This is a genomic window from Marinimicrobium sp. C2-29 (assembly GCF_038419845.1).
Classification (GTDB): Bacteria; Pseudomonadota; Gammaproteobacteria; order Pseudomonadales; family Cellvibrionaceae; genus Marinimicrobium.
In genome coordinates, this window is record NZ_JBCAQT010000001.1 from 398,838 (window position 1) to 419,767 (window position 20,930).

Sequence of the window (20,930 nt, forward strand, 5' to 3'; positions counted from 1 at the left end):
AGGGCGTTCCTTCGCCCTGAGATGGTTACAGACTGTCGAGGGTTTCTTCGACCACAACGCCCTCGGGGTTGTCAGCTTCAATTACGTCGTAGACGCTGTTCGGGTCCTGCAGGTCAGTGGCATCAACGCTTATGGAGAGGCTTTCACCGGCTTGATCCTCTGCCGGGAAATCGACGGTAATGGTTTGCGGCGGCTGATCGCCGCTGATCAGAGTCACTGCATCCCGGGTGACCTCCAGTTGCTCGGTATCTGATAGCGGGATCGTTACTGTCTGGTCGCCCAGCGCGGATTCAAAGACGACATCCAGCTCCAGCGCGTTCTCGTTTCCGCTTTTCTCATTGACCTGAACGGCTCCATAGCGAACCCGCTCGAAGCGTTCGATGGCTTGCAGGTCGGAGGCGGCACCGTCGAAGTCTGCGTCTGAAACGGCGAACTCCAGTGCAATGCCGACACCGACCCGGGACTCGTCGACCAGACGGGGTTGATTACTGCCGCTGGACACCCATACGCCTTCGCTGTCGATAGTCAGGGCGTGTGTATCGAATACAATGCGGGTGTGGTGTTCTTGATTGATGTTGCCAGCAAACTCCACCAATCCCAGGTACTCGCTCTGGCCTTCCAGCTCACTGTAGTAGAGCAGGTCGGAGCCCGCGGGGCCGGAGCCTTCGCTGCCGAAGAGTAAGCGGTTAGCAGTGTCCCAGTCGCGCGGGTTGCCGTCTATGCGCACCAAGTCGGCGGGGGTAATGGCCCGCAGCGTGAGGATTGCGACCGGGCTGGCCTCGTAGACTTGGGTGTTCAGGGTTTCGCCTTCGATGGTCATCTCACCGACCACAGTGGCGCCGTCGCTATAGCGCAGGCCTTCAAATACGATGCGATCTCCCATGGGGTCGTAGTTGGTGACCTCGAAGTTCTGGTCGAACTCAAAGGTAATGCTTTCCATATTGGCGGGGTTGTAGCGTACGATAATGGGCGAGCCGTCGTCAGCCTGACCCGAGAGCCATACGTAGCGCTCTGTCGGGATCACGGGGATGTCTCCGGTGAGCTGCGAATCGCCAAACGGTTCGTATGCCGAGTCATGGCTGATGACTGTGCGGTTGGCAATATCCACCTCATACATGGCACTTGGGAACGCTTCAAAGTACATCAATCGGCCACTGACTACCTGACGGCCGTGGGACCACACCCGAAGACCAAATGAGTTTCCGGTGAAGTTCCGCAGGATATCATCGTACTGGTCTTCATTGCCGCTGGCGAACCTGCCCGTGAGTGTGGCCTGGCTTTCACCGGTCAGTGCGCCTGTATCATCTCGGGTCAGTTGAATCAGTTCATACTCGCTCTCGAAAGTCCCTGAGCCTTCAATCGTGCGCTCGTAAACCAGATAGAGCTCGCCATCAAGGCCGCGAATGGCGGCCTTGGGCTCACTGTCGTCATAGATGCCCTGGATGCTGCGGATGGTCATCGATTCATCGTTCAGCAAGTCGTGAGCCATGTAAACGGTGTCTTCGTTGGAGTTGTTGCCGCGGTAGACCAGAAAACTGCCGTCGCCCGTCATTTCAAAGCCGATCAGATTATGGGGCAGGTTGATGACGTTTTGCGCGGTCAGGTCGCCGTTGCCCAGGTTGCTGATGTCAACTCGCATTAGCCCGTCTTCGTACGGTTTAATAAAATAGAGGTTGCCGTCCGGGTCAGTTCGAACCTGATTGCTAAAGCGCCCCTGGCCTCTCTCGCTGGTATTGATGGCCATATCCCAGGCCGGACCGAAGACCTCTCCGGCGAGATACGCCAGACCGGTGGACTTGTTAACCAGCAAGCCAACCATCTCCCGTTCGGTCCAGCCCGAGCCCTCGGGGTTATTCGGGTCATCCGGGTGAAACTGGGTCAATTCGATGGCGATGTAGAGAAAGTCGGGCCCTATCTCCAATATGGCGGCGGGCTCGAAGTTGCCTCGGGGCAGCTCGGTGCCGTCTGAGTCGTTATAGGACACGGGCTCCAAGCGGCCGTCGCTGGTTACTTTATAAAGCGTTGCGGCTTCGAGGTTCTCCTCGTGACTGCTTAGTGACTCCATGTCAGCGGCGATGGGAAGCCGCTGAATTTGACGCTGCCCATCCGTGCTGTTAGCGTCACCATTCGCCTGGTCGGTGGTGCGAAAACCCAGGGCGTCGCTTACGCTGGTGCTGTCAGCGTCATCATCTGCCCGATCGGTGATGACAAAGCCCTGGGCGCCGCTTACATCCATGCTGTGGAGCTGGCGGGCCAAATCCATCAGGGTGTCCTGATCGTCGGCATCCGCTGGGTCGTCATTGTTCTCGTCGTCGGTATCCGCCGGATCGTCATTGTTTGACGTTGGCGTTGGAGAACCACCGTCGTCACCGGAACTTCCGCCACAGCCGGTCAGCGCGGCTGCGAGACTGAATAGAGTGATAAAGAGCAGGGTCAGGGGAGGGGGGTGCATGGCGAGTGGCTCCGTATGTTGAGTGTTGTTCGTTTTTTTACAGATTTTAGCGGCAGTCTACCAAGATTTAGGCGCCAGTTCATCCCTCAAGTAGGTTAATTCGACCGACATTTCTTATTGGCCTTAAGCTTGGGTTGGTCTGTCAGCCTTGTCCGATTATCAGCACTATCAATTCTATTTGTTCGGCCGGTAGCACCGATGAGGTCGACTAATTCGCGGATTTCGCGTATCTTTGTCCCCATTCGTCTTGTGTTTCATCAATACATAATGACCAGGGTCTCTATAAGCTGATTATGAATCTGAATTATCTGGAATTTGAACAGCCCATCGCCGAACTCGAAGGTAAAATCGAGGAACTGCAACTGGTGGGCAGCGACAACGACCTCAATATTACCGAGGAAATTGCCAAGCTGCGTGAGAAAAGCACCAAACTCACCGAAAGCATCTACTCGCACCTGACCCCCTGGCAGGTCGTGCAGGTCGCCCGGCATCCCCATCGGCCCTATACCTCCGACTACATCAAGCGGCTGTTCACCGACTGGGACGAACTGCACGGCGACCGCCACTTCGGTGACGATCACGCCATCATCGGCGGTGTGGCACGCCTCGACGGCAAGCCGGTGATGGTCATCGGCGAAGAAAAAGGCCGCAGTGTGCACGAAAAGGTTCACCGCAACTTCGGTATGCCCCGGCCCGAAGGCTACCGCAAGGCGCTGCGCCTGATGGAAATGGCCGAGCGTTTCAAGCTGCCCGTGCTGACCCTGATCGACACCCCGGGGGCCTACCCCGGCATCGACTCGGAACAGCGCGGTATCAGCGAATCCATCGCCCAGAACCTGGCGGTCATGTCCCGGCTGCGTACGCCCATCATCTGCACCGTGATCGGTGAGGGCTCCTCCGGCGGGGCACTGGCCATCGGCGTGGGTGACCAGCTCAACATGCTGCAGTACTCCACCTACTTCGTCATCTCCCCGGAAGGTTGCGCCAATATCATCTGGAAAACCGTGGCCAAGGCCCCGCAGGCCGCGGAGGCCATGGGCGTGACCTCCACCGTGCTGGAAGAGCTGGGTATTGTGGATGAGACCATCCCCGAGCCCCTGGGCGGTGCCCACCGGGACATCGAAGCCATGTCCGAAAACCTCAAAGCGCGCCTGACCGACCAGGTCGACCGGCTCAGCAGTGAGCCCATTGATGCCCTGCTGGAACGCCGCTACGAGCGCCTCATGAGCTACGGCAATCCCTGATCGGATGCCCGGACGCCATCGATAAAAAAACCCGCTCGGTAACACCGGCGGGTTTTTTTGTATTTGACGCTAAAGCCGAGACTTAAGCGCTGGCAAGCAGGCGGTCGTACTTGCGGCTGAGCAGCTCGTAGAACTTCTCCCGGGCGCGGGCGGTCTCCTGCTTGAGGGCCGCGACCTGTTCCAGACTGATATCCGGTCGGCCCACATAGACCTGCTTGCGGAACAGGGCAATCTGGCGGCCGTACAGACTCAGGCTGCGCTCCAGATTTTTCTCCCCCAGCATCAGCAACTTGGCCTCGGCGTCGGCCAGGCGGCGAAACTCGTTCACCAGCTCGGCACTGATCGTCTCCAGCTCTTTTCGGCGCTCGCGCGGCCAGCGTTCGCCAAACTGCACCGATTCCGCCGCCAGTGACGAGTATTTGGCGAAAATATGGCTGACCTGGCCGACCTGGCCGGAAATCTGTTCGAGCATGTTCAGACAGCGCTCTTCCCGGACCGAGCTTGAGCCCGCCGCCGCGTTGCGGCGCATCACCCACCAGCCCGCAACGCCCGCAATCAGGGCGCCCAGAGCCACTTTCAGAGAGGTATCCAGCAATTCGACAAAAATCGCGTTATCCACGGTGTGCATCCTCGAAGACAAAAACTTGACGTTGTGATGGTTTGTCTTCCGACTATTGCAATAATAGTGCCGTTTGCAATAATAGTGCCGTTCGCAATAATAATGCCGTTTCCTTGCAGCCGCGGCCGTTATCAGCCGCCCGCGATTTTTACCGTATAGCCTTTGGCTTCCAGCGCCGGTTTCAGCTTCTCCCGCTGATCGCCCTGAATGGTGATGACGCCGTCTTTGACCGAGCCGCCGGTGCCGCACAGTTGTTTGAGCTGCTTGCCGATGGCCTTGAGTTTGTCCCCCGCCTCAGGGATGCCCGTCACCAGCGTCACGGCCTTGCCGCCCCGTCCCTTGGTCTCCCGGTGCAGGCGCACAATGCCGTCACCGGCGGGAGGCGCTTCGGGTTCGGCTTGCTGGGGTTTGATGCGGCCGGTTTCGGTGGAGTACACCAGACGGCTGTTTTTACTCATGGATTCAGGCCTCACTGTCTGATACGAAAACGTGATGGGTTCCCATGATAACAAGTGGCGATGGTAGAATCGCCCGCAACTGATCGAGAGGAGTGAATCTGTGAACCCTACTAGCTTGCGTTATCCCCTGCTGGCGGCCCTCGCCGTGGCACTACTGTCAATGTTGATATTGGCCGCCTGTGGCGAAGGGCCGAGCAGCGACTATACCCAATCGCCCGATGATCTGACCGAGGAGCAACAGCGCCTGCAGACCGGCAAGCGCCAGTCCCGCTCCTGTATGGGCTGCCACGGGCCCGAGGGCATCTCCCGGGTGGATTCCTACCCGTCGCTCGCCGGGCGCTCCCAGGCGTATCTGGAAGAGCAGCTTAAGGCATTTCGCAGTGGTGAGCGGGACAATCCGATGATGGGCTCTGTTGCGCGCAATCTCAGCGATGAGGCAATTGCGGCCCTGAGCCATTACTACGCCAGCCTGCCGGGCCCGGAGAAAGGGCAATGATTGAGAGGGCAATGATCGAGGTTCAGGGCCACTGGAGCGAGCGCTGGGCACCGGTCGTCGAGGCTTTTTCGGACAATTTTGAAGCGTCCGGGGAGGAGGGCGCCGCGCTGGCGGTGTATCTGGCGGGGGAGCCCGTACTCAGCCTCTGGGCGGGCGAGGCGGCGCCCGGCGTTGCCTGGGAAGAAAACACCCGGACCAACCTCTTTTCGGCCAGCAAGGCGCTGGTGGCGCTCTCGGTCCTGCAACTGGCCGACGCCGGTGAACTGGAGCTGGATCGTCCCGTGGCGGACTACTGGCCCGACTTCGGCCAGGCGGGCAAAGCCGACATCACGCCCCGGCAGCTGCTCTGCCATCGCTCCGGCGTGTCGGCATTGCAGGAGCGGGTGCCGGATGATGCCATTTTTGACTGGTCGGCCATGACCGCCCGGGTCGAGCAGGCCGAGCCCTGGTGGACGCCCGGAGAGGGGCAGGGCTATTCCCCCTTCCTGTTTGGCTGGGCGCTGGGCGAGCTGGTGCGCCGCGTCAGTGGCTACGACAGCTTTGGCCAGTATGTGGAGAAGGCACTCGCCCAGCCCCTGGGGCTGGGATTGCGCATTGGCCTGAAAGAGGGTGATGCCAGCCCGGCGCAGATGCGCCCGCTCAAACGCCCTCTTGGGGGAGCCAACTCTGGAGGGGCCGACAGTCAATCGCTGGGTAAAATCATGAAAGCCGACCCGCGCGGTGTCACCAATCGGGCGTTCAGTAACCCCATGAGTCTGATGACCGCCAGTAACAGCGAGGCCTGGCAGCGGGCCGAAATCCCCGCCGCCAATGGCCATAGCAGTGCGCGCGATCTGGCGGCCGTTTACGGTGCTCTGGCCAATGATGGGCAGCTGGACAATACGACGGTCTTATCCCGGACCTCCGTGGCACTCTGCTCACAGGAGCTGACCTTTGAGGAGGACCGGGTACTCGGACTGCCCCTGCGGTTCGGGCACGGCTTCATGCTCTCCCAGAAGCGGGCCGACTGCCGCCTCGGGCGAGGGCGGGGCGCCTTCGGACACCCCGGCGCCGGTGGCTGTCTGGGCTTTGCTGACCCGGATTTCGGGATCGGGTTTGGCTATGTGACCGGCCGGATGGGGCAGAGTCTGTTGATCGACCCACGTCCGCAACAGCTGATCGACGCCCTTTATCAATGTGTGGGAGAAACGCCATGAATGAACACAGTGAGGGGTATCTGATCGAGGACCTGCAGGCAAGGGTGACCTTTCAGGAAGACGCGCTGCAGCAGCTGAATCAGGTGGTAGCGGGCCAGGCCAAGCAGATTGATCGGCTGGAGCAGCAATTGCAGATGCTCGCCGTCAAATACCGCGACTTGCGTCATGCCGTAGAGGAGGGCGCGGGCGATGCCGGTAGCCCGGCGGACGAGCGGCCGCCACACTATTGACGCCAAAATACCACCTGCGCGTCGATCTTGGTCTACAATTGTGGGGCAAATCCATCGATAACCAGAGAACACGGCGTCTATGCAGCAGGGATCACCCAGAAGTCTGAGTGCGAATCACTCCATGCTGTCTCTGCTCGACTCGGCCCTGGAGGCCTCGGAAATTGCCGTCTGGCAGCTTGATGCCCAGGCGCGCTCGGTGACACTGTCCGGCCCCATCTACCAACTCGTCCCGGAGTTGGGGCTGATTGAGCACGAAGAGCAGCTGCTGGGGCTGATGACCCCCGCCGATCAGTATATTTTTCAGCGCAGCTTTCCTACCAGGGCCACGGCGGGCGCCGCTGGGCCCGGCCGTGCCGGGGGTGGTTCCTTCGCCTGTGAAGTCTGTCTGGCGGGGTTGGCCAGCCAGCCCCGCCTGCGCTTTATCGGCCGGTTGCAGGCCGGCGCCGCTGGGGCCTGGGAATATGTCGGCGCGGTGGTCGACAGCCAGCACTGGCTCTCCAATCCCGGCTCCGAATACGTTCAGAGCCTCCTCTCCCGGCTGTTTGCCGAAAGCCCCATTCCGAGCCTGACCACTGACCCCAGTGGCGTTCTGCTCGAGTACAACCGGGCCGTCGAGCAATTGTTCCAGTTGACTCCCCGACAGGCCCTGTCCGGGGTGGGCCACTACCAAATACTGCGCGACCGCTCGCTTCGGGATCATCCAGAGCACCTGACGCGGTTGCGCCGGGTCTACCAGCGCGGTGAAGTCCAGAGCTTTGAGCTGGATTACTCCCTGGCCAATCTGCACCGGAATCAGCTGTTCCGGGAGCAGTGGGTGCCCATCAAAGTCAGCTTTGTCCCGATGCGGGATCGCCACGGCCAGGTCAGTCGGGTGCTGATCCAGTGTCAGGACCGCAGTGGGGAGTACAGCGCGCACCGGGAGCTGGAGCAGCGCGACCAGTTGCTTTACAGCGTGATCAACAACTCCCGCAACTTCGTCACGGTCAAGTCGGTCAGCGGGCATTACCTGTTGGTGAACGACAGCTTTGCCCGCTGGTTTGGCCGTGAGGCCGACGATATCTGCGGCCAGACCGACACCCAGCTGTTTCCGCCCGAGGTTGCCCGGCGCATGCTGGAGCGGGAGAAGAAACTGCTGGACGGGGAGTCGCTGCCACCGGTCGAGGAGGTGTTGCCGGGTCCCGATGGACAGAACCATACCTTCGTCACCGTCCGCTTTCTGATCGATGGGCCGAACGGTCAACGGCGCGGCATCGGCCAGATAATGACCGATGTCACCCGACAGAAATCGATCGAGCAGAGTCTGCAGAGTCAGCGCCAGGAGCTTCGCCTGCTGCTCGATTCCATGCGCGCGGCGGTCTGGTATTTTGATCGCTGGGGGTTGGTGAAGGACTACAACCAGCTCACCCAGGAGCTATTGAGCGGAACGCTCGCGGTCGGCAAAAGCTTTCTTGAAGTGGCGCCCCAATGGGACGACCCCTCCGAACGCCAGCGGGAGTTGATGCAGGTCATCCGCACGGGTGATCCGCAACTGGGCTCGGTCGAGAGTGCCGTGATCCGGGGAGAGCGGTTGTGGTTTTCGGTGGACAAGATTCCCACCAAAAACAGCCAGGGCTATGTCAGCGGCATCCTGATGGTGATGAACGATATCACCGAGAGCCGTTCCCGCGAGCAGGCGCTGACCCAGAGTGAGGCGCGCTACCGGGCGTTTATTGCCAACAGCTCGGAGGGCATCTGGCGCTATGACATGGAGCCGCCGGTGCCGGTTGATGGACCCCCAGAGCAGCAGGAAGCCGCGATTGTTGACAGTGCCCGGCTCGCGGAATGCAATCGCGTGCTGGCTCAGATGTTTGGGGCACCGTCTGTCGAATCATTGCTCGGGTCCAGCCTGATTGTGACTGGCTCCAATCATTACCGCTTCGATGTCAGTCGGTTCATTGCCGAGGGCTATCAGCTGGTGGATTACGAAATCGAGCGCAAGGATCTGCACGGTCGGGATATCCACTTTCAGATCTCCTGTGTGGGTGAGGTCGAAGACGGTTATCTGCGCCGGGTGTGGGGCACCAGCAAAGACATCACCGCGCGCAAGCGCTATGAAGAGCGGCTGGAATATCAGAATACCCACGATTCGCTGACGCATCTGCCCAATCGGACCAAACTCTACCGGGAGATGGAGCATTGGTTGAGTCGGCCGGAGTCACCGAAGTCGGCGCTTTTGTTGATCGATCTGGACCGCTTCAAAGAGATCAACGACACCCTCGGCCACCAGGTGGGCGACCGGTTGCTCTGCCAGATCGGGCCGCGACTGGAATCGGAGATGATGGAGTTGAGCGGGACGGTGGCGCGCCTCGGGGGCGATGAATTTGCCATTTTCCTGCCCGAAATCCGCCACAGCCGCCAGGCGCTGGTGTTCGGCCACCGGGTGCTGGATGCCCTGCGCGATGGGTTTGACATTGAGGGCTACGCCACCGAAATCAGCGCCAGTATCGGTATTTCCATCAGCCCCGAGCAGGCGAATGATGTAAGCACCCTGATGCGCTATTCCGATGTCGCCATGTACTGTGCCAAAACCGAGATGACCGGCGTGGCACTCTATGATGCCGAGAAAGATCCGCACTCACCCCAGCGCCTGTCGATGATGAATGAGCTGGGTCGCGGCATTCGCGACGATCAGCTATGCCTCTATTTTCAGCCCAAAATCGACCTCTCCGGGGCACGCTGTGTCGGGTGCGAAGCCCTGTTGCGCTGGCAGCATCCGGAGCTGGGGTTTGTCTCGCCCGTGGATTTCATTCCCATCGCCGAGGCGACCAACCTGATCCACCCGCTCACCCGCTGGGTCCTGGAGGAGAGTATTCGCACCTGCTGCGACTGGCATGAGGCGGGCTACCCGATCAGTGTGGCGGTCAACCTGTCGGCGCGCAATCTGATCGACGATACCCTGGTGCGGCATGTGGAAATCATGCTCAGAGAATATGGTCTGCCGCACTGGGCGCTGGAGCTGGAAATTACCGAGAGCTCGATCATGACCGACCCGCGTCGGGCCATGACGACGCTGGAGCGGTTGCATGAGTTGGGGGTCGGTCTGTCGATTGACGATTTCGGCACCGGCTACTCATCGCTCGCCTATCTCAAGCGCCTGCCGGTCCAGACTCTCAAAATTGACAACTCCTTTGTGCGCCAGATGCTGGAGGATGAGCAGGATGAAATCATCGTCAACTCGACCATCCATCTGGCGCACAACCTGGGGTTGAGTGTGGTCGCCGAGGGAGTTGAAACCGCCGAGGTACTCGAGCGGCTGAGCGACATGGGCTGTGATCTGGCGCAGGGCTACCATATCGCCCGGCCCATGCCCCTGGACGCCTTCTCCCGGTGGCTGGACGAGTCGGGCTGGTTGGAGCAGGCGCGGCCATAGGCGAGCGGCCACAGAGTGTCCGCCCCGGCGCCGCGCGACGCTACAGGCTGGCCGCCGTGCGCTGCATTTCCTCCACCTCTTTGATCCGCTGGCGCAGCAGTATCCGGGTGTGGGTGCTGTCATCGGCGCGCTTGAGGGCATTTTTCAGTTGTTGCAGTGCCTGACTGTAGGCCCCCACCTGAATGAAGTACTCCGCCCGCGCCTCATGGACGCCCTGAATATCGCCGGCCAGACCGCTGACTTCCGCCAGCCAGTACCAGACCTGGGGGTCGGTCGGGCGCTGGCGGGAGTAGCTGCGCAGAATCGAGGCGCTCTGTTCAAACTGACCGGCCTTCATGAGGGCCAGGGCGTAGCGCATGGTCAGAGCGTACTGATCGGGGTTGTTGTCCATCAGCGTGCGCAGGCGCGAAAGGGCCTCATCGTGACGCTCCCGCTCGGTGTCGATCTCGGCGGCCAGTAACTGATAGGTCATGCGCTCCGGGTCCTCCTCGAGCAGCGGCGCCAGCGTCTGCTCGGCCCGACCAAACTGGCCCGCTTCCATCTGCGCCAGGGCCAGGCCGTAGCGGCTGGCGGCGAGGGGGGCGACCTCCGCTTCCAGCTCGCTTTCAAAGCGCTGGACCGCCTTCTCGGGAGTCTGGTGGGCGATCCGGGTGCGGGCGCGCATCAGATGGTATTCGAGATTGTTATCGTATTCTTTTCGGGGCATGTTCAGCGTGCGGCTGCGGGTATCGGCGATCCGGCGCTCGGTAATCGGGTGGGTGAGCAGAAATTCCGGCGGACGCTGGCTGTAACGGCCGGCACGCATCATCTGCTCGAACATCTCGCTGGCGGCGCGCGGATCCATGCCGGCCCTGGCCATGATCTGCATGCCCAGACGGTCGGCCTCCTGCTCAAACTGACGGCTGAACCGCAGCTGTGCATCGAGAGCGGCGGCCTGGGTGCTCATGATGCCGGCAATACCCGCGTCCGAGCCGCTGGTCGCGGCCAGGATCAGGCTGCCCAGCAGCGCCGCGTACATGGGGATGGACATGTTCTGCTGCTGTTGCACGCGCCGGGCATAGTGGCGCTGACTCAGGTGGGCCAGTTCGTGACTGAGCACCGACGCCAGCTGGTGTTCGTTCTCGGCATAGTTGAGCAGGCCGGTATTGACCCCGATAATGCCGCCCGGAGCGGCGAAGGCGTTCATGGTGGAGCTTCTGACCAGCACCAGTTCCAGCTCGCGGTTGCTCAGATCACTGTGGGGAACCAGCCGGGCCAGCAGCTCCTCCAGGTACTGGATGATCTGGTAATCGGAGGACGTCGGCACCTGACTGCGGTACAATCTGAGCAGCTCACGACCCAGCTCCTGCTCCTGGCGGGGCGAGACGGTGCCGGAGCTGGTGTCTCCCAATACGGGCAATTCAATTTCGCGGCTGGCGTTGATCGTGCTCGAGACAACGAGTAGCAGCGCCAGCAAAAGGGTGGTGACATGTTTCACGTCGGTACAGACTCCTGTAGCGGCCCGAGAGGGCGACAGTGTAGCCTTGCGGCGGCGGCTCGCGCCAGCCTCCAGGGTTACTTCTTTCAGACCGCTGAAGGTTTCGGCGGTTCAACCCCCGGTGTCGGCCAACGTCCAGAGGGGGCGCCGCTTGAGTATTGATTCTCTGGATTCCGGGCCCGGTGATTCCGGCTCCGGGGAATGGCCGATCGCACGGGACGTGGATGCCCGGGACTTGCGTTGCCCCCTGCCGCTGCTGCGGGCCAAACAGGCGCTGCGCGATCTGGCCTCGGGGGAGGCGCTGCGGGTTCGCGCCACCGACGTCGGCTCGGTGCGCGACTTCCAGAGCTTTGCCGAGCTCTCCGGCCACCGGTTGCTGCACCAAAGCGAAGAGGCGGGGGTTTACACCCATATTCTGGTAAAATCCTGACCGATCGCACGGATCGGCTACCAAGGACACCCAAACCTTATGTTCAAAATTCTGCGCCGTTGGATTGATCGGTATTTTTCTGACGAGGAAGCGGTGCTGCTGCTGGTATTGCTCACCGCGGGCCTGGCCATCGTTCTGACCCTGGGCTCGGTGCTTGCCCCCATGATTGCCAGCGTCATTATCGCGTTTCTGATGCAGGGAATGGTCCTGCGGCTGGATCAGTGGCGTGTACCCCACTGGCTCTCGGTGATCATCACTTTTTTGGTATTGATCGCCGGTGTTGCCGCGATCATGCTGGTGCTGCTGCCCATCATCTGGCAGCAGTCCACCCGGTTCTTTGCCGAGGTGCCGCGGATGGTGCGCGAATGGCAGGACCTGATGCTGCTCCTGCCCGAGCGGTATCCCAACCTGATCAGCGAGGCCCAGGTCGAGCAGATGATGTCGGTCACTTCCACCGAGCTGGGGTATCTGGGCCAGCATATCGTCAGCTTCTCGGTGTCCAATCTTCCGGTGCTGGCCACGGTGCTGGTGTACTTCGTCCTAGTGCCGATCCTGGTGTTCTTCTTTCTGAAAGACAGTCAGAGAATTGTCGCCTGGTTCTCCGGCTTTTTACCCGAGCGCCGCCCCCTGATGAGCAAGATCTGGCAGGAAATGAACCAGCAGATTGCCAACTACGTCCGCGGTAAGGCCATTGAAATCGTGATCGTCGGCGTGGTGTCCTATGCCGTGTTCATGTTCATGGGGCTCAACTACAGTGCCCTGCTGGCCATCGGCGTCGGACTGTCGGTCTTGATTCCCTACATCGGGGCGGCCGTGGCCACCATTCCGGTGGCCATGGTGGGCTTTTTCCAGTGGGGCTGGGGCTCGGAGTTTGTCTATTTGCTGGTCTTCTATGGTCTGATCCAGGCGCTGGATGGCAACGTGCTGGTTCCCCTGCTATTTTCAGAAGCGGTCAATCTGCACCCGGTCGCCATCATTCTGGCCGTACTGGTGTTTGGTGGCCTCTGGGGATTCTGGGGCGTATTTTTCGCCATTCCTCTGGCGACCCTCGTCAAGGCGATTCTCTACGCCTGGCCGATCGGGATCAAAGAGGCCCACAGTCATGACCCTGAGAATGTTGGGCAAAGCGAGGCATGATGAGCGTTTGGAGTCGTACACAGGCCGGTCGTTGGGGCCTGCTTCTGGGCACTATGCTGTTGGCCGGGCTGGCGCAGGCGCTGGAGCCGGTCAAGCCCGAAATTGATGAGCGCGACTATCGCCATCTGACGCTGGACAACGGGTTGCAGGTGCTCTTGATCTCCGACCCCAATGCGGACAAATCGGCCGCTGCCCTGGACGTTCACATCGGGCACAATCAGAATCCCCTCGGACGGGAAGGGCTGGCGCACTTTCTCGAGCATATGCTGTTTCTCGGTACTGAAAAGTACCCCGAGCCCGATGCTTACCAGAATTTCATCAGCCGCCACGGCGGCCGTCACAACGCCTACACCGCGCCTGAGCATACCAACTATTACTTCGATATCGACCCCGATGCACTGGAGCCGGCGCTGGACCGGTTCGCCCAGTTTTTTATCGCTCCTCTGTTCAATGCCGACTATGTCGAACGCGAACGCCACGCTGTGGATTCCGAATACAAGGCGCGACTGAAAAACGATGCGCGGCGCGAGCAGGACGTGCATCGGGAGCTCATGAATCCGGCCCACCCGGCGGCGCGCTTCGCGGTGGGTAATCTGACCACGCTGGCGGATACCGAAGAGCGCCCGCTGCGGGCCGATCTGGTCCGCTTTTACGAACAGTATTACTCCGCCGACCGGATGGCGCTGGCGGTTCTGGGCAACGAGTCGCTGGATGACCTTCAGTCTATGGTGAAGGAGCGGTTTAACGAGGTTCCCAAACGCGAGGTCACTCTTCCCTCAAGCTACCCGCCACTGTTTGCCAAAAATCAGTTGCCACTGAAAGTGGAAATCGAGCCGGAAAAAGAGCGGCGCCAGTTATCGTTGCTTTTTCCGGTGCCCAGTGATCGTTCCCACCTCGGGGAGAAGCCGCTCAACTACATTGGCCACATGCTCGGGCACGAAGGGCAGGGCAGTCTGCTGTCCCTGCTCAAGGATCTGGGCTGGGCGGAAAATCTCAGTGCCGGCGCCCGCCACCGGGATCGGCACGATGCGTTGTTTCAGGTGTCCATCGAACTCACCGAGCTGGGGGTGCGTGCGACCGATCAGATTGTCGCACTGGCGTTTCATACCATTGAACAGCTGCGCCGCGATGGCGTGTCGGAGTGGCGCTATCGAGAGCTGAAACAGATGGGCGAGATCAACTTTCGCTTCAGCGAGCCGCAGCCGCCGATGGAAACCGTCCGCAGGCTCGCCTATCGCCTGCATCTGTACGCCCCCGAGGATGTGTTGCGCGGGGCCTATCACTACCGTCAGTACGATGCCGAATTGATCGCCCAGTATCTGGGCGCCATGCGCAGTGACAATGTCCTGATCAGCCTGGTGGCGCCCGAGGTGGAGGGCGAGGCGAAGTCGAGCTATTACCAGGCGCCTTTTCAGACCCGCCCCGTAGAATCGGATCACCCGAAAATCAAGGAGCGCATCCAGAAGCGCCTGACCTTTCCCGAGCCCAACGCCTTTATCCCCACGCGCCTCGATGTGAAAGAGGCGCCGATGCTGCCCGGGCCGGGCAGCCGCGGCGAGCAGAGCCCGGAGCACCCCGAGAAAGTGCTGGATCGCGAGCGTCTGCAAGTCTGGTTTCAGTGGGAAGAACGCTACGACGTGCCCAAGAGCCGCATGCGCCTGCGTTTGAAACTGCCCCGCGTGGCCGCGAGTGCCGAGGGCGCCGCGCGGATGGAGCTGGTAGCACGTCTGCTCGAAGACCAGCTGAACGAATTTGCCTATCCCGCCCAGATTGCCGGCCTGGATTTTTCCCTGCGCCCTCATGCCCGGGGGTTGGATATCGACATTTTCGGCTATAGCGGTCGCCAGAACCTGCTGTTCACCAAGATCGTCGAGGCCTTGCGCAAGGGACGCTTTGATGAGGACCGGTTCGACGACCTCAAAAGCCGTGTCATCCGCCAGTGGCGCAATGAGGACAAAGAGACTCCCTACGCTGTGATCGCCCGCGAGATTCCGCGCCTGCACTACGCCCCCTATTGGCGGGGCCGGGATCTGATCGAGCCCCTGGAGGCCACCAGCCTGAAGCAACTGCACGAGTTCACCGACGCCCTGGTCAAGGATGCCAGTGTCGAGGCGCTGCTCTATGGCAACCTCTACCGGCAGGAGGCCGTGCGCCTGGCGGCCTATATCGAGCATCAATTACTGGGCGATGTCACCCGCCGCGAGCTCAAGCCCGCCCGGGTCTACCGCCAGAAGGGTGGGGAGGAAACCCCCTGGGTCTATCGCTACCCGCTGGATCACGACGACCAGGTGGTCATGCTCTACCTTCAGGGGCTCTCGACCCGCCCGGAGGATGCCGCCCACATGCGGCTGGTGCGCCAGATCCTGCGCCCGGCGTTTTTTCACGAGCTCAGAACCGAGCGCCAACTGGGCTATGTGGCCACGCTGTTTGCCCTGCCTCTGCGCGACCAGGAGGGAACGGCCCTGGTGGTGCAGACGCCCTCAGCGAGTGTCGAGCGGGTGTGGCAGGAGATGGAGGCGTTTCTGGCCGACGGTGAGCAATACCTGGACGAGAACCTGGAAGACCAGCGGTCCGCCCTGGTGCGCGAACTGCGCAAACCGGCCAAGACCCTGCAGGAGCAGTCCGAGCGCTATTGGGACAGTCTGATGCTGGGCGATGAACGCTTTGATCGGCGAGAGCGTATAGCGCAGGAGGTAGAGGCCATTACCCCCGAATCGCTGAAGCGTTATTATCGCCAGGTGTTTGTCGAAAACGGCCGCCGACTCTGGCTGGTGACCGACGAGGCCGACCCGGAGCGGTCCGCCCGCGAGATAAGTGATATCATTGACTACCAGAGGTCGCTGGAGACGCTGATTTACCCCTGATTCCGGGGGTGGCGCCCGGACTGGTAAAAATGCCTTGAATATGTAAGAATTCGCTGATTTTTCGGCTCTACCAAAACTGGCCATGACCCCATATAAAATCCACCACAGGGGCACTATGGCGGTGCAGAGACACCTGTTTTCAATTCCAATTGATTGAATACAACGATTAGATGTGCCAATGCGTGCACGGCTGAGGAGATTTTAATGCAAGAAGATATCGATGCCCTCGAAACGAGAGAATGGCTGGATGCCCTTGAGTCAGTTGTTCGCCACGCAGGCAAAGAACGGGCCACTTTCCTTCTGAAGCAGTTGTCAGAAGATGCCGTAGATCATGGTATTGATCAGCCTTCGGCGATTACCACACCCTATCGCAATACCATTCCGGTATCGAAAGAAGTGCAGAGCCCGGGCGATGCCTACATTGAGCGGAAGATCCGCTCCATTGTCCGCTGGAACGCGATTGCGATGGTGGTGCGGGCGAACAAAAGCGCCGACGAGCTGGGCGGCCACATTGCCTCCTTCTCCTCAGCCGCCACTCTTTACGAAGTGGGGTTCAACCATTTCTGGCGTGGCAGTGAAAATGGCAAGCCGGGCGACCTGGTGTACTTCCAGGGTCACAGCTCTCCGGGCATGTACGCGCGCTCCTTCCTGGAAGGCCGTCTGACCGAAGATCAGCTTGATAACTTCCGTCGCGAAGTGGACGGCAAGGGTCTGTCCTCCTATCCCCACCCCTGGTTGATGCCGGACTACTGGCAGTTCCCCACCGTCTCCATGGGCCTGGGGCCGATTGCCGCGATTTATCAGGCGCACGTAATGCGCTACATGCATCAGCGCGAGCTGATCGACAAGGGCGACCGTAAGATCTGGGCCTTCCTGGGCGACGGCGAGTGCGACGAGCCGGAAAGCCTGGGCGCCATCTCCCTGGCCGGCCGTGAGAAGCTCGATAACCTGATCTTTGTCATCAACTGCAACCTGCAGCGTCTCGATGGCCCCGTGCGCGGTAACGCCAAAATCGTACAGGAGCTCGAGGGTGTCTTCCGCGGTGCCGGCTGGAACGTGGTAAAAGTTCTCTGGGGCGGCGCCTGGGACAAGCTGCTCGAGAAAGACAAAACCGGCCTGCTGCAAAAGCGCATGGACGAAGTGCTCGACGGCGAAATGCAGAACTACAAGGCCAATGGCGGCGCCTATACCCGCGAGAATTTCTTCGGCAAATACCCGGAGCTGCTGGAGTTGGTCAAAGACATGACCGACGACGAAATTCTGCATCTGGCACGTGGTGGCCACGATGCGCACAAGGTTTATAACGCCTACCATAACGCCGTCAACACCAAGGGCCAGCCCACGGTGATTCTGGCGCAGACGGTCAAGGGTTATGGCATGGGCCCCACCGGTGAAGCGGTCAACAACGCTCACCAGGTGAAAAAGCTCGATGTCGACGCGCTCAAAACCTTCCGCGATCGCTTCAATATCCCCATTGAAGATAAAGAGCTGGAAAAAATTCCGTACTACCGCCCGGCGGACGACAGTGCGGAAATGCAGTATCTGCACGAGCGCCGCAAAGAGTTGAACGGCTACCTGCCCGCGCGCAAGGCCGATTTCGAAGCACTGGAAATCCCCACGCTGGATGCCTTCAAAAAGCAGTTGGAAGGCTCCGGCGATCGCAAGATCTCCACCACCATGGCCTTTGTTCGGGTGCTCAATACCCTGATCAAAGACAAGAAAGTGGGTGATCGTGTGGTACCGATTGTCCCGGACGAAGCCCGGACCTTCGGTATGGAAGGCATGTTCCGCCAGGTCGGTATCTACTCGGCCGGTGGTCAGCAGTACACGCCCCAGGATGCGGGCCAGATCATGTACTACAAAGAGGACAAGAAGGGCCAGATTCTGGAAGAAGGCATCAACGAAGCCGGTTCCATGTCTGCCTGGATTGCCGCAGCGACCTCTTACAGCAATCACCACAAACCGCTGCTGCCGTTCTACATCTACTACTCCATGTTCGGTTTCCAGCGCATTGGTGACCTGGCCTGGTTGGCCGGCGACGCCCAGGCGCGCGGCTTCCTGCTCGGCGGCACCGCGGGTCGCACCACGCTCAACGGTGAGGGTCTGCAGCACCAGGACGGCCACAGCCATATCCTGGCCAACACCATCCCGAACTGCCGCAGTTACGATCCGACCTATTCCTATGAAGTGGCGGTCATCGTGCAGGATGGCCTGCAGCGGATGTATGGCGACAAGGAAAACTGCTACTACTACATCACCCTGATGAACGAGAACTACGAGCACCCGGACATGCCCAAGGGCGTGGAAGAGGGCATCATCAAGGGGATTTATCAGCTGGAAAAAGGCACCAGCAAAAAGAAAAACCGCGTGCAGCTGATGGGCTCCGGCACCATCCTGCAGGAAGTGCGGGCGGCGGCCGAAATGCTGCGTAAAGACTTCAGTGTCGAAGCGGATGTGTGGAGTGTGACCAGCGTCAACGAGCTGACTCGCGATGGCCAGCGTGCCGCGCGTTGGAACATGCTCAACCCCACAGAAACGCCGCGCAAGGCCTACATTACCGAACAGCTGGAAGGTCAGGATGGACCGGTAATCTGCGCGACCGATTACATGAAAAATTACGCCGAACAGCTGCGCGCGTATGTGCCGTCTGATTACTATGTGCTCGGTACCGATGGGTTTGGCCGCAGTGACAGCCGCGAGAAGCTGCGTCACTTCTTTGAAGTGGATCGCAACTTCGTGGTCATCGCGGCGCTCAAGTCTCTGGCGGATCAGGGCAAGATCAAGCCCGACGTGGTGAGCAAGGCCATCAAACAATTTGGTATTGATCCGGACAAGGCCGACCCCCTGACCGTGTAATACGTGCACGCCCGGGTTCGCCCGGGCGCTGGGTCGAACACCAAGAATACGAGTGAGGAGTTACTGTGGCCACAGAAACCATCAAAGTCCCCGATATCGGCGGCTCCGACGATGTTGAAGTGATTGAAATTAACGTCTCGGTGGGCGATACCATCAGCGTTGAAGATCCCCTGATTGTGCTGGAAACCGACAAGGCTTCCATGGACATCCCCAGCCCCAAAGCGGGCAAAATCACCTCGATCAAAGTGAAAGAGGGTGACAAGGTGTCTGAAGGCTCCGATATCCTGGAGCTGGAAGTGGAAGGCGCCGGAAGCTCGGACGAAAGCGCCGGCGGCTCGGACAAGAAAGAAAAGCCCGACGATGCCCCCAAGCAGGAAGAGGCCCCCAAAAAATCCGGGGCCAAGGCCAGCGGTGGCAGCGAGATGGATATCCCCGTGCCCGATATCGGCGGCTCCGAAGGGGTTGAAGTGATTGAAATCTGCGTGTCGGAAGGCGATGAAGTCTCCGAAGGTGACTCGCTGATCGTGCTGGAAACCGACAAGGCTTCCATGGAAATTCCCGCGCCGGCCAGTGGCACCATCAGCAGCATTGCGCTGAAAGAGGGTGACAAGGTTTCTGAGGGCGACACCATCGGCAAGATGAAAACCGCCGGTGGCGAATCCAGTGAATCGAGCGAGTCAGCACCCGCCGAAAGTGAAGCGTCCAGTGGTGAAGAAAGTGCCCAGAGCGGCGGCGACGCGGGCGGCGAACAGGACGTGCCGGTCCCCGACATCGGCGGCTCCGAAGGTGTGGAAGTCATCGAAGTCTGTGTTTCCGAAGGCGATGAAGTCTCCGAGGGCGACTCATTGATCGTGCTGGAGACCGACAAGGCCTCCATGGAAATTCCCGCACCGGCATCCGGCACCATCAAGAGCATCGCGCTCAAAGAGGGCGACAAGGTGTCTCAGGGCGACCTGATCGGGGTGATGGAAACCAAGGGCAGCAAGCCCGCGCCGAGCGAAAAGAAACCGGCTGAGTCCAAATCTTCTCAGGCGGCCGAGTCCAAGCCGCAGGCTTCCGAGCCGGCCCCGGCCAAAGCGGGCTCCGGTTCTCCGGCGACCGCCACGGCGGCCAGCTCCGAAGTGATCAACAGCAGCGAAGTCTACGCCGGCCCAGCCGTGCGCAAACTGGGCCGTCAGTTGGGCGTCGATCTGGCCAAGGTCAAGGGCTCCGGTCCCCGCGGTCGCATCACCAAAGACGATGTCCGTGGCTACGTGAAAAACATTGTCACCTCCTCCCAGTCCGGTGCGGCACCGGCTGCGGGTGGCGGCGCTATTCCACGCGTACCGGAGATTGATTTTTCCCAGTTCGGCGACGTGGAAGTGGTGAAGATGAGCAAGATCAAAAAGCTCACCGCTGACAACATGACCCGCAGCTGGCTCAATGTCCCGCACGTGACTCAGTGGGACGACATTGATATCACCGAGATGGAGAAATTCCGTCAGGGGCTCAAGGCCGAAGCCGAGAAGCGCGGAACCAAGCTCACACCGCTGCCGTTCCTGCTCAAAGCCTGCGCCGCGGCGCTGGAAGCCGAGCCCAGCTTCAACGTCTCGCTGCATCACGATGGCGAGCACATGGTGCAGAAGAAGTACATTCACATTGGTATTGCCGTTGATACGCCCAACGGGCTGATGGTGCCCGTGATTCGCGATGTCGACCAGAAAGGCCTGTGGGAGTTGACCGAAGAAATCAACGCCATGGCCAAGAAGGCGCGTGATGGCAAGCTCACCGGTGCCGACATGAAAGGCGGGTGCTTCACCATTTCCAGCCTGGGCGCCATGGGTGGCAGTGGCTTTACGCCGATTGTGAACACGCCGGAAGTCGGCATTCTGGGCGTCTCGCGCGCACAGATGAAGCCGGTGTGGAATGGCAGTGAATTTGTGCCGCGCAATATGCTGCCCATTTCCCTGTCCTACGACCACCGTGCGGTCAACGGTGCCGATGCCGGTCGGTTCTTTACCTACCTGGCTTCGGTACTCGCCGATATCCGCCGCCTCTTGCTCTGAAGTTGGTGAACAGGTAG

At 60.3% G+C, this 20,930-nt stretch carries 14 protein-coding genes; 10 read left to right on the forward strand and 4 right to left on the reverse strand.

The genetic code is table 11. From position 1 onward, the window contains the following. Positions 1 to 25: 25 nt before the first annotated feature. On the reverse strand, positions 26 to 2,452 hold the full coding sequence (locus tag AAE484_RS01830) for a hypothetical protein (protein ID WP_341936613.1): 2,427 nt from the start codon (positions 2,450 to 2,452) through the stop codon (positions 26 to 28). Positions 2,453 to 2,745: 293 nt separating this feature from the next. On the opposite strand from AAE484_RS01830, the gene AAE484_RS01835 reads away from it, so the two are divergent. After that, positions 2,746 to 3,696: an acetyl-CoA carboxylase carboxyltransferase subunit alpha gene (locus AAE484_RS01835; protein ID WP_341936614.1), complete on the forward strand. Its 951-nt coding sequence runs from the start codon at positions 2,746 to 2,748 to the stop codon at positions 3,694 to 3,696. A gap of 82 nt (positions 3,697 to 3,778) precedes the next feature. Here AAE484_RS01835 and AAE484_RS01840 read toward each other — a convergent pair whose 3' ends face one another. Both AAE484_RS01840 and yciH read right to left on the reverse strand, forming a co-directional pair. Beyond that, positions 3,779 to 4,315 carry an energy transducer TonB gene (locus tag AAE484_RS01840; RefSeq protein ID WP_341936615.1) on the reverse strand — a complete coding sequence of 179 codons (537 nt, stop codon included), beginning with the start codon at positions 4,313 to 4,315 and terminating at the stop codon, positions 3,779 to 3,781. 131 nt (positions 4,316 to 4,446) lie between these two features. Further along, positions 4,447 to 4,773 (reverse strand): stress response translation initiation inhibitor YciH, encoded by a 327-nt coding sequence (yciH, locus tag AAE484_RS01845; RefSeq protein ID WP_341936616.1) that lies wholly within the window; start codon positions 4,771 to 4,773, stop codon positions 4,447 to 4,449. A gap of 100 nt (positions 4,774 to 4,873) precedes the next feature. On the opposite strand from yciH, the gene AAE484_RS01850 reads away from it, so the two are divergent. From AAE484_RS01850 to AAE484_RS01865, 4 genes are all read left to right on the forward strand, one after another. Next, positions 4,874 to 5,269 (forward strand): c-type cytochrome, encoded by a 396-nt coding sequence (locus AAE484_RS01850; RefSeq protein ID WP_341936617.1) that lies wholly within the window; start codon positions 4,874 to 4,876, stop codon positions 5,267 to 5,269. Next, on the forward strand, positions 5,266 to 6,465 hold the full coding sequence (locus AAE484_RS01855; protein ID WP_341936618.1) for a serine hydrolase domain-containing protein: 1,200 nt from the start codon (positions 5,266 to 5,268) through the stop codon (positions 6,463 to 6,465). Before AAE484_RS01850 ends, AAE484_RS01855 begins: the two co-directional genes overlap by 4 nt. Beyond that, positions 6,462 to 6,695 (forward strand): SlyX family protein, encoded by a 234-nt coding sequence (locus tag AAE484_RS01860; protein WP_341936619.1) that lies wholly within the window; start codon positions 6,462 to 6,464, stop codon positions 6,693 to 6,695. The genes AAE484_RS01855 and AAE484_RS01860 overlap by 4 nt, the downstream gene beginning before the upstream one ends. Before the next feature lie 79 nt (positions 6,696 to 6,774). Beyond that, positions 6,775 to 10,104 (forward strand): EAL domain-containing protein, encoded by a 3,330-nt coding sequence (locus tag AAE484_RS01865; protein ID WP_341936620.1) that lies wholly within the window; start codon positions 6,775 to 6,777, stop codon positions 10,102 to 10,104. 40 nt (positions 10,105 to 10,144) lie between these two features. Here the strand turns inward: AAE484_RS01865 and AAE484_RS01870 are convergent, their stop codons facing one another. Continuing rightward, the gene (locus tag AAE484_RS01870; protein ID WP_341936621.1) at positions 10,145 to 11,581 is read right to left on the reverse strand and encodes a M48 family metalloprotease; all 1,437 of its coding nucleotides are present in this window, start codon (positions 11,579 to 11,581) and stop codon (positions 10,145 to 10,147) included. A gap of 151 nt (positions 11,582 to 11,732) precedes the next feature. On the opposite strand from AAE484_RS01870, the gene AAE484_RS01875 reads away from it, so the two are divergent. From AAE484_RS01875 to aceF, 5 genes are all read left to right on the forward strand, one after another. Further along, entirely contained in the window at positions 11,733 to 12,011 is a 279-nt protein-coding gene (locus tag AAE484_RS01875; protein ID WP_445928818.1) for a sulfurtransferase TusA family protein, read from the forward strand. A gap of 39 nt (positions 12,012 to 12,050) precedes the next feature. Next, positions 12,051 to 13,148: an AI-2E family transporter gene (locus AAE484_RS01880; RefSeq protein ID WP_341936622.1), complete on the forward strand. Its 1,098-nt coding sequence runs from the start codon at positions 12,051 to 12,053 to the stop codon at positions 13,146 to 13,148. Next, entirely contained in the window at positions 13,145 to 16,012 is a 2,868-nt protein-coding gene (locus AAE484_RS01885) for an insulinase family protein (RefSeq protein WP_341936623.1), read from the forward strand. The genes AAE484_RS01880 and AAE484_RS01885 overlap by 4 nt, the downstream gene beginning before the upstream one ends. Positions 16,013 to 16,216: 204 nt before the next feature. Next, positions 16,217 to 18,868, forward strand: coding sequence for a pyruvate dehydrogenase (acetyl-transferring), homodimeric type (gene aceE, locus AAE484_RS01890; RefSeq protein WP_341936624.1), 2,652 nt, complete (start codon positions 16,217 to 16,219; stop codon positions 18,866 to 18,868). Between the two features lie 65 nt (positions 18,869 to 18,933). Next, the gene (gene aceF / locus AAE484_RS01895) at positions 18,934 to 20,913 is read left to right on the forward strand and encodes a pyruvate dehydrogenase complex dihydrolipoyllysine-residue acetyltransferase (RefSeq protein ID WP_341936625.1); all 1,980 of its coding nucleotides are present in this window, start codon (positions 18,934 to 18,936) and stop codon (positions 20,911 to 20,913) included. Positions 20,914 to 20,930 lie beyond the last annotated feature (17 nt).